We start from the raw sequence: 16,478 nt of genomic DNA on the forward strand, positions 1-16,478 counted from the left end.
CGAATATCCGTTACTTATGCATCTCCCAGCCGAGCGTTCCGATCGGTTACCAGCGTAACGCCAACTGTGCATAGATAATATTGTTGGTGTAGTCCTCGTTGCGCTGGTCGGAATCGTTGCGGTTATAGGTGTAACCCAACGAAATCCGCCCCTGGCGCAATTCACGATACAGGGCAAAACGGAACCCGTAGCGCTGATATTGCTCTGAGTACTCTGGCGAATCCTCATCATAATCGGTGTAGCGAATTAACGTGTTCATGCCAAACTTGTCATCAAAAGGCACTTCTGAACTCAAACTACCGCCAGTCGCATCGTCCTGACGATTCTGTTCAACATAGTCATCCGTACGAGTGAACAGATCGAACTGGACGCTGATACGGTCACTGTAGCCGAGAGCAAACGTGTATTCCTGACGGTCTTGAGCCCCATCTTCAACACTGGCGGTGATGTCTTCTTGATAAGCAAGTGCCAACGACAGCGTTCTGGAAAGCTGGTAATCCATACGCAGCCCCATCAGGTTGGTGTCATAATCGTCGCTGAATTCGTAATCAAGCCAGGCCCGACCAATATTGCCGGCAAAAATCATCTGCTCAACAGGCTGCCATTGCAGCCCCAGGCTGAGGTCCCGCCGGTCATACTCCTCTTCCCCGGTGGCGTCATATAACGAATCCGTGGCGTCCTTGGGACGATATTGGGTAAACCCTCCGGTCACAGAGGAGCTGATATGTGCGGTCAACGCTTTGGACAGCGTGGCGCTGTAGCGATGGTATTCAGCATCATCGCCTTCCTCTTCGTCATACCACAAATTTTCGTACTGGTAGTCAAGGCGCAGCTGCATGGTGCGGGACAGGTCAAACAGGGCATACGGGTTGATTTCCAGCCGATTGCTGTCTGTCAAATTGGTCAGATTGTTGTCGATGCCACCCTGGTCCCCTTCATCAATAGCAACGCGTTCATAGGTATCGCTGATGCGGAGAAAAACCGTGTCACGGTAGAGATGAAATGTCGATTCGAGGTGAGTCCCTTGACTGGGGCGCAGATCATCCTCGTCACTGTTATCCAGATATTTTTCGTATTCCAGGCCAAGGTCAAGATTGAGTTCGAAAAGACGTGTTTCCCAATCAATTTCAAAGCCTGCCGTGATCAGGGTAATAAAATCGCTTTCGCCATCACGTTCAAGGTCGATATTGTCATTATATTCTTCCCGTAACGAAAACTTCGGCGTCACCTGCATCTCTCCCCAAGCGACGGTGCAAATCAACAACTGCGCAGCCAATAGGACTAATAGTGTCTTTCCAATCGTCATGACATCTCTCCGTCGTTTTCCGGTGATGCGAACCAATCTCATTATTTGTATCCGTAGTACCCGTAATATCCGTAGCGGTTATCCTGGTATTGCCGAACGGCATTGCACACCACGCCAAGCAGGTTGTGGTTTTTGAGCAAGCCGAGAGCCTTGGTCAGTTTATCGGTAGAGGTGTAGCCCTCACGAACAACAAACAACACCCCATCCACAACATTGGCGATAAACTGCGGTTCCGCAAAGGGCAGTAGTGGGGTGGTATCGACAATCACATAACGGTCTGGGTAACGACTTTTGATCTCTTGCAGCAGTTCCTGCATCCGATTGGAGGAAAACAACTCAACCGGGTTGTCGACTAAGCGTCCGGCGGGCAAAATACTCAATTTGCCAATCCCGGTCTTGACCAGGGCCTGACCGACATCGATACCGTCAAGAACACAATCGGTCAGACCAATTGAGGATTCCAACTCCATATATCTCATGATCGACGGACACCGGATATCAGCCTCCACCAACAAGACGGTATGGTCATACTCCTGCGCCAATGTGATGGCCAGATTGATGGACGTCAGGGTTTTTCCCTCACCGCCAGTGGCACTGGTCACCATCAGCGATTTATCAAACCGGCCAAGCTGGGTCAGCTTGACAATGGATGACTTCAGCTTACGATATTGTTCTGACGCCGCTCCGCTTGTTCCATGAGCCGTCACCAAAAACGGATTATTCAGAAGGGGAGCTGCCATCTCAGGCGCAGCCTGGTGCGGTACATCCTGCGGGGCCTCTTCCGGGACAAAGGGCGCATCACTCACCGGGGCAGACTCAACAGCGTCCTCCCCCTTTTCACGATCTGCGCTCTGGCGTTTCTTTGTTGCCATTTCAATGGCTTTATCAATGCGACTCATGGATACTCCAAAATTCAAAAGTGCCGTTATTCCTGACCAGTCAAACCTCTTGAGCGTTTCACCGATTACGATGTAAGCCAGACAACGAGTCTGTCCATCAGAGACAACCTGAGAACATCATGTATCAACAGTAATCCGATAAGGCTCGAACATGCTACGGCATAGGAATAAACCCATTTATCTCGCTTCTTGTGTTTGGCCATCTCCTCGTCGCTATGCATCAAAGGGATTTCAGCCAGAACCGTGATCCCTTTGGATCGCAACACATCGGCATCGCGAACCGTATCGTCCAACTGTTCGCGCGCTACCACAGCAGCGACACCAGCACCAATCCCGACAAACAGTCCAAGAAGCATTTTAAACAAGCGCTTGGTACCAACGGGAAATGTCGGCAAAATTGCCGGATCGACAATACGAAACGTTGTCGCTTTATCGGCAACCTCCATCTGTTTGGAGACTTCAGCCATACCGACGCGCTCGAGCAACGTTTCATAAACATTTTTGATCATGCCCCGCTCACGCTCCATTTCAGCCAACGCCTTCTTGTCTCGTGGGAAGTTTTCCAAGATCTGTTTGTTATCAACGATTTGTGTCTGGATTTCCGTCTCGCGGGCTTTTAACGCATTAAGGTCGGATTGCGCCGCATTCTTGCGCATCTTCAGGTCAACGAAGATCGGATCCTCAACCGGGTTGAACAGATCCTCATTTTCGGCGACCGGGGATTCCGGCTGGGCATCACGCCGCTGTTCCAACGCGGCAATCTGCTCCCGAATTTTAACCACCCCCGGATAAGACTCATTGTAAACCAGCAACAGCTCATCAAGTCGCGCCTGCAACGACTCAATTCGCATCTCTTCATCAGAGCCGATCATCAGATCGAGCCCTGCCAATGACCCTCCATTGGCAGCAGCTGACTTCATAGAGGCCAATTGGTCATTGATGGTTTTCACCGTTGCAATCAGTTCATTTTTCTTACTTTGCAGTTGTCTGAGGCTTTCTTCCATGGTGCTGATGCTTTCAACAATTGAAGCTTCGGTCACCGTTGAAAAAATGCCGGTTTTTTTTCGGTACTGATAAATCTCATCTTCCAACGTATTGAGTTTTTGCTTATAGAACGTCACCTGTTCAGACAGGAAACGATCAGCACCGAAGGACTCTTCACGCTTCGACGAGATATTTTCTTCAACATACGTATTCACCAAGGTGTTGATATAATCGCGGGCAAAAACAGGGTCGGAATTGATCAGGGAAACGAAGAACAAGTCATTGCCCTTCATGTTGATTTTTGTCATCTCCTGACACTGCTTGATCAGGCTTTCAAAAGCCTGCGCTGTCTCAACCTTGGCGTCCATATCCAATTTTTTCAAAACTCTGGAGATGATATCGCGACTGAGCATATGGTAACGCAACACCCGGATACGATCGTTCATGGACGGGGTCACCGTCAGTCCCTTCAGCAAGCTATTCACTACATTTTTTTCAATAAAAACAGTGCTTTTAGCTTCATACTGTTTGGGGACAAAAAAGCTGTAAACCACAATCACCAAGCTGATTGTGACGGCTGTCAGCAAAAACAGATAACGCCGGTTATAAAGAATCTGCAGATATTTTTTTATTTGAGCGAGTGAAGAATCCATCTATTACGGTCCATTTCTGGAAAAGAATAAAAACAGTTAAAACATGCCTTCGCGCACCAACACATAATCGCCACGCTGCATGGGAATATTCTCGCTGAGCACCCCATCTTCCATGAGGTCATCCATATTCAGTTTGATTCGTTCACGTTTTTCACCTTGTTTGCGCAAAATCAACACGGCACTGGTTTTTGCAAATTTAGTAAACCCGCCGGACTCCAGAATGGCATCCAAGATAGACAAGCCATCGCGATAAACAATCGCCTGTGGATTGGCAACAGCCCCCACGACATACACTTTGTTCAGCTCATTGGTCGGCAGGAACAGAATATCTTCCGCCTCAAGATCAATGTCTGCTTCGAGATTGCCGCGGTTGAACAGGTCATACATGTCGACAGTCAGCTTTTCTTTACCACGCTGAACAAAGCCACGCTGCAGGTCAGCATTTTCAATGCCTTCAAGACCGCAAAGCAGTTTGAACAGGGATGTACTGCCAACGAAATGACGCACCTGCGCTGGCACCCCCCCACCGGAAATATAGATTCGGTTGTTGGTCACCTGGGCAACCGTCACCGTAACGATGGGATTTTTAACGTAATCACTGAGGACGTTGGTCAATTCTGTGCTCAACTGGGAAGGCGTCCTCCCCGAAGCCTCCACATCACCAACCGCAGGCAGCGTAATCTTTCCATCCGGCCTTACGGCCACAGCAACACTTAGCTCTGGGACGCCCCACACCGAAACACTCAGATTATCACCGGCACCGACCACATAATCCGCACTCCACACCGGTGTCGCCAACACGACCAGAAACATCAGTGCCCAAAAGATTCGTTTCATATCTATCGTCCTCCTCGTCCCAGAAGCACTACTTTGATAGTCTCCAGAATGATCAACACATCGAGAGTCATCGAATAATTTTTCAGATAGTAAAGGTCAAATCTCAGCTTCTCCATGGCATCTTCTTCGGAAGCGCCATAGGGATAGAAAACCTGGGCCCACCCAGTAACTCCGGGCTTGATGGTGTGGCGAGCAAAGTAATATGGAATGTTCATGGAAAGTTTTTCGACAATGTAGTGGTCAACTATTTTTGGACACAGATATAAGTTCTTTTTCCGCTACAGCCGGAGCCATTCCTTTATTTCTTTGATGAGGTCTGCTCCAGTTGTAATAGTTCATAAAATAGTGCTCGATGTCGAGCTGTGCTTCTGCAAACGTTTGATAGCCACCTTTTGGCATCCATTCGCTTTTGTAACTGCGAAACAAACGCTCCATTGGTGCATTATCCCAGCAATTTCCTCGCCGACTCATGCTCTGTTTCATCTGATAGCATCGAAGCTGGAGACAGAACAAATCACTGCCATATTGTTGTCCCTGGTCTGTGTGAACCAAAACCCCAGTTGGCTTTTTCCTTGTCCGATAAGCGTTTTTGACAGCGTTAACTGCAAGTTGTGCGTCACAGTTTTCTGATAAGCTCAACCCAACAACACGCCGAGTGTAAAGATCTAATACCGCAGCGACATAAATCCACCGTTTTCCAACTCGAACATAGGTAATATCACTACACCATGTCTGGTTTTTCCTCTTCGCATCAAAATCCCGATTCAACAGGTTCGGAATCTTTGGATGTTCTACTTTGGCAACTCTGTACAAACGTGGTTTAGGTTGTTTACTGAATAAGCTCGCCTCACGCATCAGACGACGTACTTTGAAACGTCCTATGGTGATGCCTTCACTGCGTAACATGTTGGTAAGACTGCGGCTTCCAGCTGAATAACGACTTTTATTGAACAACTCCTTGATCCGAATACGTAACTTGATGCGTTCAGTATCTGGATGAGCTCGACGATTCAAATAGGCATAGTAGCTAGAACGCGAAACATCAAAAAGACGGCAAAGGACACAAACGCAGTCATGCTCTCTCAATGTACTGATCAACTCAAACGAAGCTTGTCTTCCGACATTAAGAGAGCGGTAGCCTTTTTTAGGATTTGCTTCTCTTTCTCCAGACGACGAATATGGGCTTCGAGTTCCTGGATACGCTTTTTGTCCTCTGTAAGGGCTGGAGTTTCCGGTGTCGTCCCAGCTCGTTCCTGTTTGAGCTGCTTTACCCAACGACGCATGGCCGTTTCTCCAACATCCATAACTCGGGCAGCATCTGGGACACTGTATCCCTGATCCAAAACAAGGCTGGCACATTCAACCTTGAATTCATTTGTGAATATTTTTCTTCCCATAGTCCTTAGACCCCTTTCTCGTTTAGGTGGATGTTACCACCTTTGTGGGTGTCCAAGTTTAGTAGACCACTACACAAATTCAGGGCGCTCCGGACGCGGCCCGACAAAACTCATGTCACCCATAAGAACATTGAGCAGTTGCGGCAACTCGTCGAGTCGGCTTTTACGCAAAAAAGCGCCCACCTTGGTCACCCGCGGATCATTTTCCGTCGCCCATACGGCCCCCGTTTCCTTTTCGGCGTCCTCACACATGGTGCGAAACTTATATAAGGTAAAATGGCGTCCCCATTCTCCCACGCGAACCTGGCGAAAAAAGACCGGGCCAGGGGAATCGGAACGCACCAGATACGCCACGACAAGCCAAGCTGGAAAGGACAGAACAATCCCCACCAGAGACAAGAAAATATCGAGAACCCGCTTCATAAAGCGGCCAATGACCGTGATACGAAAACCGTTGGCATAGATAAAACTGCTTGGCTGAAAATTTTCGATCAGCAATTTGCGGGTCATCTGCTCGTAAAAGGTCTGGACGTCAACAATTTCGATGCCATTGAGTTTACAATGGAGCAATTCACGTAACGGCAAACTGCCACGGCGCTCGGTTAGGGCGACCACAACCCGGTTAGTACACGTGGTTGAAACCAGTTTTTCCAAATCATCGACATAACCAAGCACTTTTTCCTCATCAACAGTGCATTCTTCCGCTTCCGGTTGGACAAAACCAACCAGAACCTGCTGTCCCTTCTGCCCCTGCAATAATTTTTCAACCTTTGCCGCTAATGTCCCACAGCCCACAACCAACACCCGTGTTGATAAGGCTGTCGTTCCCATCATCGACATAAGCATCTGGTGGACGGAAAACTGCAACAAACCAAAGATCACTAAGGAAATCAGTAACATTCCACGCCCGATCATGGCCATAGGCATGACAAATGAAAGCGAGGCAAACATGAAAAAGGCCAAGCTGACAGCAACACCGGTGCGGGCAATCCGGTCCAATCGGCCAAAGGCGTTTTCCCAGCGATAGATCTCACAGAAATAGCTCGAAAATGTTGTCAACAGGACAAAAAACAACAAACTGAAGCCGCCTGCGCCACTAAACGTCCTGAGCCCACAGGTGTCTCCCACATAAAAAACATGCCCAAGCACAAGAGACAACGTGGCTAAAGCTAGGTCAACAACGACCAACAAGGAGGAAATTTTTTGCATTGCCTTTTCCTTACGTTCTTATGACTACTGTTGCAGCTGATTCAAAAGTTGTTGGGCACGACGGGACTCAGGCTCGACCTGTAGACCAGCCACATAGCCCAAGACTTTTTCGGCCTCATCGACCTGTCCTGCCCCACTTAATGCTTGCCCGTAATGAAGATGGACAATCGCAACTTTGGGGAGCAGCTCAACCGCTTTTGCTAAGATGGAAATAGCTTCGTCGTAGCGTTTATTTTTGATTAATGCCAATCCCAGGGTATCGAGAATCACCGGATTGGAAGGTTCGTTACGAAAAGCCCGCATCGCCAAGGTAAGAGCCTCTTGCGGCGCGCTATTATTCTCCGCATAGAGGTAAGCCAAATTATTCATCGCGCCAGTATGGTTTTCTGCTTTTGCCAGCACCTCACGGTAGAGTGATTCGGCATCCTGTTTGTTGCCTCGCTGGTCCTGAAACATGCCATAGGCATATGTTCCAGGAACAAATTCCGGATACTGTTGACGCAACTTATGAAAAACATCTTCAGCCTGTTTGGTTTGCCCGGTTTTAAGGTACAAACCACCGAGCTGCAGCAACAAAAAACGCGGATTGTCGGCCAGAGAGATCCCCTGCTGCAAAGCGCTAATGGCTTTTTCCGGTTGCCCCAGTTGCTGCTGGACAGCGGCAAGTAACAAATAACCGGCACCGCCCTTGGGATGTTGTGAAATTTCATCTTCAGCCATGGAGATGGCCTTATTCTGCTCCCCGGCCTCAATCCAGGCTGCAGCCAGAAACGGCATTCCCGCTGTCGGACTGACAGCTTCCAAGGCTTTAAACGTCTCGATTGCCGCCGGAAAATCTTTTTGCTCCAATTTCAAGCGACCCCGAGCTTTGAGGATTGTCGGATTTTGTGGATGTGCGTGATAGGCGTCCTCGACCACCTGCGCTGACTTTTGCGGTGCACTGCTTCTCTGGAAATATCCTGCCAGCGCCATATACCCTCTCGGTTCATTGGTCTTTCGCGCACGCTCATAACCAGCTTCTGCAGCCGCATTGTTGCCACCAACCTCCTCTAGTGATGCCATGGAAATCAACGCTCTGAGGTTATCTGGAGCAACCTCCAAAACAGCACGATATTCCTCCAAAGCCTCTTCTCGCTGTTGATGGATCAAATAATAATTTGCCAGATTAAAATAGGGTGCCAGGTAGTTGGGCTTTATGGCTTTCGCTTTCTTCAACGCAGCAAGCCCTTCTTCATCTTGTTTCTGTGCCAGATAAGCCGCCGCCATATAGTTATACAGCAGTGCATCTTGCTCTGAGCTACCCACACTCTCTTGAAGAAGATCTATAACACCCTGATAATTCTCCTGTTTCAAGTAAAGTGAAGCCAAAAGAAATCGTGTTTTCAACGATTCTGGAGCAACTTCCAGCGCTTTCTCCAGCTCAAATTCGGCCTTTTGTGAATTCTGTTGAGAAAGATTCAGTAACCCTTTTTTCAAATGAGGATCGGCAAGCAACGGATCAAGGGCGATCGCTCGATCAAAGTGTCTTGTTGCCAGATCAAAATCGCCCTTACTCAGATAAGCTGTTCCGAGCACATTATGAACAATAGCCAAGTCATCATGCTCCTGTAAAACCTGCGTCACTTGGTAGATGCAGTCATCAATGCGCTTTTGTTGCAAAAGCGTCATGCCGAGCATAACGCGTGCCTGAACATGGTTTGGCTGAAGGTCCAGAGCCTGCTGAAACTGATTGAGTGCCAACTCATAGTGCTTCAGACGAAATTCAGTCAGACCAAGGAAGTAATAACCGGCCAAGTCGGCCATCCCTTTGAGAGACTCCCTTAAGGCCACTGCTGCTGCTTTGTAGTCCCCCTGAACATAGAGAATCATTCCATTCAAACGTTTTCCTGCTGGATGTTTGGGGAAATTCTGTTTCAACGCATCGGCATAACGTTGCGCCCCAACAATATCGCCCATATCCAAAGACAACATGCCCGCCCAATAACGAGCTATGATGTTTCCCGGATCAATGGCAATGACCTGCTGATACGCATTAAGGGTTTCGTCCATACGCCCCTGACGCGCTTTCAGGCTGGCCAACATGAAATAAAATTTTTCCTGTTGAGGGAATTTCTTCAGCGCTGACTGCAGCAACACCTCGGCATCTTTGCGGCGTTCTTGCATCAGAAGCAAACGAATCTGGGCCAGGAAGGCATCTTCGTTATGCCCATCAAGTTCTATGGCTTCAGTAAAAAGAGATTCCGCAATCGCCAGATTCCCCTGAAATTGCGCAACAAGCCCTAAATATTCCTGCGAGCGTGAGTTCTTCTCATGTGATTCCAAGAACAAGCCGACATATTTTTCAGCTTCACCTCCCTGATTTAGCACCAGATAGGCCAAGGAAAGATCCAAAAGAACGTCACCATTTTGTGGAGCCTGCAAATGGGCTTTCTGTAATTCCTTTTCAGCTTGACCAGGCTTATTCGCCTTCAAATAGGCCAACCCTAACTGATGACGCGCTTCAATATAATTGGGATCCTGGTCAAGGGCATTCTTGAAAAAAACCACCGCACCTAATGGGTTCCCTTGCTGCAGGGCTTCCTTACCGTCCTTGACCAGGCCTTCTTTGGTTTGCCCCTGACACGCGACCAGCAGACCAAGAAAAGTGACCCCAATAATTGTGTTTCGTAAAAATTTCATAGACCATCCCTAAACTTAAAATGTCCTTTAAATTTTTTTCGACGAGCTAAAGACGCTCAAAACATGCCACACTTACGCTTCAACCACAGATTATGCCTCCCAGCCGTTCGGCAACTCCAAAAGCTGCGGATTAGACAATGAGACACTCTGTTCGTTCTTTTCGATTTCCGCCAGATACGGAATCCGGCGGCCATGGTAGTCCGTTTCTTCTCCCACCTGAGTCCAGACAACACCCCACTGCCGCAATAAGGCGTACACCCCTTCGGTCATCACGGCGTACCAATGCGTCAACCCCAGTTTCAAGCTGTGGTGGTAAAGACATTGGTACAAACCGACTATGAGGTATTCCTCCAAGGAATGCTTGATCCTTTCCACCTGATCAAACCCTTTTAAGTCGATATTCTGGAGCTCCCCTAACACGCGGCTGATTTCTGTACGTCGAAAATGTTTGCTGACAGCAAGACGGGATATTTCACCAATTTTTGTTGGCGCCCCCGCATACTTTTTTTTCTCATCCAGCACGCAGTGGCGTTCGATAGGCAGGCCTATGGAAGAATCAAGAATGAGTCGTACCGTGCCAATAATCTTTTCGCTTTTTGTCGAAACAACACAAAAATGATTCGAGTATCTGTCATAGATATCCATCTCCAAACCGCCCGGATGGTCTTCCAGACACTCAAAACCACGTTCTACACAATAGACCTGATATCTCAGGCGATAAATTTCCTCCATGAGGAAATGATCAACATCGACATATTTAAAACGAAAATTTTCCGCGACAACATTCGGTACACTCTGGGAAAAAACACAAGTCACAGCGGGTCACCTCAAAATAACTCCATTAAGTCAGATCAAGCTTTCGCACTGACTCATCGCTAAAGACGCAGTAATTGTGACCCTTTGATCTTTCCCAGAATGTTCCACAAACTTTGCATACGCCACTCAGTTAACTCTATTTTATGAAGCAATTATTAGCACATTATTTAAGAATCGCAATAAGCAATATAGTGCGAGCCTGTTAAAAATCCCAACACCTAGAAAAAAGTCGTTCCAAACACTTACAGCATTCGAGCCGCTTTACCTGTCGCTTTTCTTTACACTTTTCCTGCCAGCAAAATACCGTTTTTATAACCTGCTGATTTTATAGGACTGTTTAATATTGGTATGATTTATGTAAATTCAATAGACAAAACCTATTCATTCCTCTTGCCCTACATAGATTTGACGGAGGCCGGTTATGAAAAATACATCGTACGTTCTCAATTTCTTTTTCGCCCTTGCTCTTTTGATGCCAATGAGCGCAAATGCGTTAGCCTATCTTCCAAACCCGACTGAGGTGTATGACGGCTACATCCCAGCAGCCATAATGTATGACGAGTTCTACTCGTACAATTTATGGTTACTGGATGAGCTGGCCAACAATGGCCCCGTAGACCTTGAGGGATCTGAATCTTTTACAGCGAACGCCGGTGTTGGTGGTCAGGACATCGTTCTTTACACCCAAGCGGGTGGAACGAGTAACCTTGGGATAGGCCCTGACGGCACGATGAACTTTGAGGATCCGGTAAATACTAATACTGGTGTTAGCGACGGTCCTAAACTGGATGGCTACTGGGGACAAAATGATCAAAACAATGACGGAACGCCAGATGATGTCAACGGCCCTGCCACGGTCGGACAAGTCCTGGATTATCTGCATGCCTATAATCCTGACAACGACACCCCAGTCTTCCTTTTTGATGTCAACCAGACCAATATTCATTGGCTGTGGGCGGCCGGACAGGTTAAGCTTCTCGACGACGTAACCGGCACATTGGTCGAATCATGGTCGTTCGATATCATTCCGGATGGGAATTACAATCCCGTGCCTACAGATCCGATGCCTTACGCCACCTATTACGACCCGAGCGGAAGCCAAGATGAAGACGGCAACGACGTTGATACCGGGTCCTATGTGTATGTCCCGGGAGAATTGGAGATTACCGGCGCCTCAGGAACCTCTTATGATGTGGACTATAACGGCTCAGGCTTTTCCGATTACGCTCTGTACTCGCCAACCATGGATCTGAGCTTATACGACCCCAACGACCTGTTTGTCGTCGAATTTCATTTCGATGGATTAAATAACGGCGGCGAAGAGTTTTTCTTGACCGGCTATACCGTTCCTGGAGACGTTCCTCCTGAGCCGATTCCAGAGCCATCAAGCCTGATTCTTTTGGGTGGTGGGCTTCTTGGCCTAGGCGCATACTTAAGGCGTCGCAAGTAGAACAAAACTATTCACAAGGTAAACCGATTCGATACAAAGAGGTGCTCTTCAGAGCACCTCTTTTTTTGATCTTGAATAAAGCAGTGTCGAAAAGATTTACACTCCTGAACATGAGGTGTTCAGGCAAAGGGTACCATCAATCCCTTGCATACATCCCTATTGAGCAGAAAGCAAACGCTCTAAAAGACTTGTATTTTAGCCATCAAACAAGACTTAGCTAAAAAAACCGCCCCATGTTAGAACCTTCAGGAAGGCACCTTGCCGGGCATTAAAGCCAGCGAATTGCACTATTGCTCACCAACAACTCCCTTGAAAACCTGCATTTAGTGTCGGACATCATTACACAACGTCCACAGAACATAATAAGTCAAATGATATCGGCAACTTATACACATGGCACCGGTATTGCATTCCATATAAGACAAATACGATTTAAAGATATTCCGTTAGCAAATGACGCGTTACCTCACTTAAAGGCAGCAAAGGAGACAGACCATGAAAAAAAGATTACTGCTAGCAGTGTTTATCACATTGTTCTCACTCTCTTCGGCCCAAGCGTATTACATCAGCTTCGACCAGACCGGTAGCGGAAACGATGCAAATTTGGTTGATATGGATATCTGGTCTCTGACAGGTTGGTCCGAGTTCAATAGTGATGCTGGTGAAGTCGGTGATATCTTCACCTATCAGGATATTTTGACGGGAGCATTTACAGAAGATTTCACACTTGAGATTGACCAAGGACAGGATAGTGCGCTCCCCAGTGCAACGGGCACTTTCGATTTCACAACCCTTTACGCAGATGTTCATCTTGAAGGTACGTACTACAATGACCAGAACATTCAATTTTCACTTGGAACCATCCAGATCTATTCTGACATTTCAGGGGTCATCGGGGACTATGATGGAGCAGATATCGACGTTGCAACCCTTTCGCTCACAAGTGCTCTGACATCATCTTTGTCTGGCTCACTTCTGGCCGAGAACGATCTGGCAATGCTGGTTGATTTAGCCTTCAAATTTGACACCGTAAATGATCTATTTTGGGGCAGCGACGAAGAGTATTTAGCTGACAAAGGGTGGCTGCTGTCAATGGTCGCCGGTCGCATTGACCAGAATAACCTGTGGGTAGTGGGTGATGACTATCTGGTTGAATGGAACTCTCCTGACTTCGAAGCCAAATTTGATGTGGTCCCGGAACCCGGCACCTATCTGCTGCTCGGCATCGGCATTGCCGGCTTGGCTCTGAGCCGTCGCCGCAAGTCGTAAAGCGCAAAAACTCAGAACAAATAAAATTCTGACACAAACAAGGGGAGGCTACTGCAGTAGCCTCCCCTTGTTTTGTGAAATGAAAGATTCAGGCCCGTTTGTTCTTTTGATAATACTCCAGAACAACAGGCAGATAATCTAGTGGCGCCGGTTTATAGATAGATTCACCCGCCAGCAAACGACTCGTTTGCTGATCTTCAAACACCTGGGGATCTCTGAGATACTCGAGAAAGTGTGGCAAGGTTTTGAGCACTTTGGCTTCACGTTGCGGCACAAACAGGCTCGCTATCTTGATCAGCACATTGAACACCGGCACAGGAAGATGAAGGTTGCGGTGGCCAAATAAACGACGCCCCTGAGAAAAATAGCGGTAATTGAAAAGATCGCGCTCCAGATCAACCACCTTCAATGCCAGCGAAGTTCCGGAGCATTCGTGGAGGATTAGTCCAGCCAGAGCCGTTTGTCCCGCAGACCAGGCGATGACTGCTGCCACATAATCGGACGGCACAATATCAAGAACGGCATCAGCCAAATCAGGCAACAGACCAAACGTTCGCTTCCCAGAAAGAAACTCGCACAGGTGGTAGAACACCTGAAAGTTGATATTTTTGCCGCTGTGTGAATCACCCACCACCATGCTGGGTCGATGGATTGTGATCGGTAGATTCAGCATTTGTGAAGCAAGATAATCCTCAGTTTCCGCTTTGGCTTGTTCATAGGTATTGTGAAAGGTGCGCTTCTCTTCGACAAAACATTCGGTCAAGGGACGATGGAGCTTACCAATGACACCTACAGTACTGATGTAATCAATCTTCTTCAATCCGCCAGCCGCGTGCATTTTTTGGCCCAGCGCGACGATCTCCTGCGCCGGGAACAGCGCCGCCTGACGCGCTTCACGGACAGAGAGATTCATCCGCACCACTCCCCCACAATGAATAATGGAGCGGCACTGCTGCGCAACCTCGCTATAACTGTTTTCAGCCATGCCGAGCCGGGCTTGCGTCATGTCCCCACGGCAGGGGATAAGCCGCTGCGCATCCTCTGGCAGTGTGATCTGCCAGTAATCAATAAGCTCGGCTAAGCGCTGCTGGAGATGAACATCGTTTTCAGCACGTAACAACAGATAGATATTGCCGTCGTAATGCTGCAACAAAATAGGCACCAGAGCAGAACCAACCACACCAGAAGCACCTGTTACAAAGAAACCGTTCATAACCGGACAATACCTCCTTGCGAGTCTTCGAGAATATAGATGTCCTCAACAGGGAGATCCTTCGCGCTAATGCGCTGATAAACATCATCAATGAGCTGGGCATATTTTTCAGAAATCACCTTGCGCCTCAGTTTCAAATTTGCGGTCAGCTCCCCCCCGGCAAGAGTGAAAGAGTGGGGCAACAGAACAGCGGCAGCAGGCCTCAAACCACTGGGGAACATCTCTTTGGCTAAGGCATTGATCTTGGCACGCACCACGTGAGATTCGACCTCGGCAAGGCCCTTTCCACTCTCCTGCGCCAGTGTCGCCAGAATGATTGGGACTTTTCTCCCCTCCCCAATGACCAGCACATGCTCAAACGCATCCAATTGCAGCAAAGCAGCCTCAAGCGCCATCGGGCTAACCCTTTTACCGGTAGAGGTTTTAAAAAAATCACTCTTGCGCCCCTGCAACGTGACAAAGCCTTCGGCATCAAGACTTCCTTCATCACCTGTTTTCAAAAAGCCATCCAGCGTTAATTTGTCCTGTGCATCACCGGTCAAATAACCCTCAAATACGCCAGGACCTTTGACAAAAATTTCACCATCCTCAGCCACGTGCACGGTGTTTTCCTGCAGAACCTTACCAACGGTTCCAAAACGGTAGCCATCTAATGAATTACAGGCGATGGGAATGATATTTTCACTGATCCCATAGGCCTCAAGAACCAGAACACCCAACGACTGATACCAGCGCAATAACCACAGCGGCATGGGAGCGGATCCACTGATAACATAAAGAAGACGAGTCCCGAAAATGCGTTGCCGAACCCGTTTCAACACCAGGAGGTCAGCAAGTTTTTGTTTCCAGCTCCCAGGACCAGAACTTGTTTCCTGAACGGCATTGGCTCTGCGCAGATAAAGGCAAACGGCAAACAACTTTCTCACCGGCCAGGGTTGCCGGTTCATCGTCTGCATCACGCCTTCGTGAACTTTCTCGTAAAAACGGGGCACACCAATCAGTACATCAGGATTAATTTCCGGGAGCTGTTGAACAATCTCCATCGGATTGGCAACATAAAACAGTTTCGCCCCCACGGAAATCCCGGCAAAATTCAACATGCGCTGAAACAGGTTGGACAAGGGCAACCAACAGGGCAAATGAGCATCGGATGCCACATCGTGATAACGGGACAAAATGGCGCGACAGGCTTGGATTACCTGAGTATGGCTATAAACAATCCCCTTTGAGGTTCCGGTTGTACCGGAGGTAAAAATAATCGTGGCGGGGCTATCTTTCGCAACCTTTGCCAGTGGGATATCTCCTTGCGCGCTCCTCTCCTGACCAGAAATACGCAACCCGTCAGCGTAACAATATTCACCCTGCAAAATGAAGAACAGAGCGCCATCATGGGCTGCCATTTTTTCCTCCAGCGCATCACTGTCCACGAAAACACCACGGATTTTGGCCTGGCCAATGATGTGTACCACATTCTCGGCAGTATCATGAGGATCGAGACCGACAACAACACCGCCGAGCTTGAGAATCGCATAGTGGCACAGATCCCAGAGCAAGCTGGTCTTGGCCATTATGCCAATCCGGTCACCGGGACGGCACCCGGCCTGATGCAAATAAGCCATCATTTTATCAAGCAAATCGTTGAACTCGTCCCAAGTCAATCCCCGCCATTGCCGCTCCTCTTTAAAAAACAGGCAGCGCTCAGCTCCAGAGCACTCCACACGCCTGGAGAGAAGGCCACATACGGTCTCAACCTGATCAATCAACAT

At 48.2% G+C, this 16,478-nt stretch carries 12 protein-coding genes and 1 pseudogene; 2 read left to right on the forward strand and 11 right to left on the reverse strand.

Annotated elements, in window-relative coordinates; translation table 11 throughout:
* Positions 1–46: 46 nt before the first annotated feature.
* From DACE_RS00925 to DACE_RS16900, 9 genes and pseudogenes are all read right to left on the reverse strand, one after another.
* Complete coding sequence (locus tag DACE_RS00925) at positions 47–1,306, reverse strand: TIGR03016 family PEP-CTERM system-associated outer membrane protein (protein ID WP_005997582.1); 1,260 nt, start codon at positions 1,304–1,306, stop codon at positions 47–49.
* A gap of 41 nt (positions 1,307–1,347) precedes the next feature.
* Positions 1,348–2,205 carry an XrtA-associated tyrosine autokinase gene (locus tag DACE_RS00930; protein ID WP_005997583.1) on the reverse strand — a complete coding sequence of 286 codons (858 nt, stop codon included), beginning with the start codon at positions 2,203–2,205 and terminating at the stop codon, positions 1,348–1,350.
* Positions 2,206–2,270: 65 nt separating this feature from the next.
* Positions 2,271–3,842, reverse strand: a complete 1,572-nt coding sequence (locus DACE_RS00935; protein WP_005997584.1) for an XrtA system polysaccharide chain length determinant — start codon at positions 3,840–3,842, stop codon at positions 2,271–2,273.
* A gap of 36 nt (positions 3,843–3,878) precedes the next feature.
* The gene (locus DACE_RS00940; protein ID WP_005997585.1) at positions 3,879–4,679 is read right to left on the reverse strand and encodes a polysaccharide biosynthesis/export family protein; all 801 of its coding nucleotides are present in this window, start codon (positions 4,677–4,679) and stop codon (positions 3,879–3,881) included.
* Between the two features lie 2 nt (positions 4,680–4,681).
* A pseudogene (locus tag DACE_RS00945) lies at positions 4,682–4,909 on the reverse strand (sugar transferase); the annotation flags it as partial.
* 10 nt (positions 4,910–4,919) lie between these two features.
* Positions 4,920–6,076 (reverse strand): IS3-like element ISDac1 family transposase gene (locus DACE_RS17750; protein WP_155808926.1). Its coding sequence is split into 2 segments (ribosomal slippage): positions 4,920–5,827 and positions 5,827–6,076, totalling 1,158 coding nucleotides; the frame shifts between segments, so codons are not numbered across the junction.
* A 69-nt stretch (positions 6,077–6,145) separates the two neighbouring features.
* Positions 6,146–7,285 (reverse strand): exopolysaccharide biosynthesis polyprenyl glycosylphosphotransferase, encoded by a 1,140-nt coding sequence (locus DACE_RS00960; RefSeq protein ID WP_005997592.1) that lies wholly within the window; start codon positions 7,283–7,285, stop codon positions 6,146–6,148.
* Positions 7,286–7,309: 24 nt separating this feature from the next.
* A complete protein-coding gene (gene prsT / locus DACE_RS00965) occupies positions 7,310–9,964 on the reverse strand; it encodes an XrtA/PEP-CTERM system TPR-repeat protein PrsT (protein WP_005997593.1) in 2,655 nt (884 codons plus the stop codon).
* 90 nt (positions 9,965–10,054) lie between these two features.
* Positions 10,055–10,780: a PEP-CTERM/exosortase system-associated acyltransferase gene (locus DACE_RS16900; protein ID WP_005997594.1), complete on the reverse strand. Its 726-nt coding sequence runs from the start codon at positions 10,778–10,780 to the stop codon at positions 10,055–10,057.
* 421 nt (positions 10,781–11,201) lie between these two features.
* On the opposite strand from DACE_RS16900, the gene DACE_RS18580 reads away from it, so the two are divergent.
* Positions 11,202–12,230 carry a PEP-CTERM sorting domain-containing protein gene (locus DACE_RS18580; protein ID WP_005997595.1) on the forward strand — a complete coding sequence of 343 codons (1,029 nt, stop codon included), beginning with the start codon at positions 11,202–11,204 and terminating at the stop codon, positions 12,228–12,230.
* A 495-nt stretch (positions 12,231–12,725) separates the two neighbouring features.
* A complete protein-coding gene (pepA, locus tag DACE_RS00980; RefSeq protein ID WP_005997596.1) occupies positions 12,726–13,499 on the forward strand; it encodes a flocculation-associated PEP-CTERM protein PepA in 774 nt (257 codons plus the stop codon).
* Between the two features lie 88 nt (positions 13,500–13,587).
* On the opposite strand, the gene DACE_RS00985 is transcribed toward pepA, so the two are convergent.
* Positions 13,588–14,712 (reverse strand): SDR family oxidoreductase, encoded by a 1,125-nt coding sequence (locus DACE_RS00985; protein ID WP_005997597.1) that lies wholly within the window; start codon positions 14,710–14,712, stop codon positions 13,588–13,590.
* Positions 14,709–16,478 carry an AMP-dependent synthetase/ligase gene (locus tag DACE_RS00990; protein WP_162013575.1) on the reverse strand — a complete coding sequence of 590 codons (1,770 nt, stop codon included), beginning with the start codon at positions 16,476–16,478 and terminating at the stop codon, positions 14,709–14,711. The genes DACE_RS00985 and DACE_RS00990 overlap by 4 nt, the downstream gene beginning before the upstream one ends.

The organism is Desulfuromonas acetoxidans DSM 684, assembly GCF_000167355.1.
GTDB lineage: Bacteria > Desulfobacterota > Desulfuromonadia > Desulfuromonadales > Desulfuromonadaceae > Desulfuromonas > Desulfuromonas acetoxidans.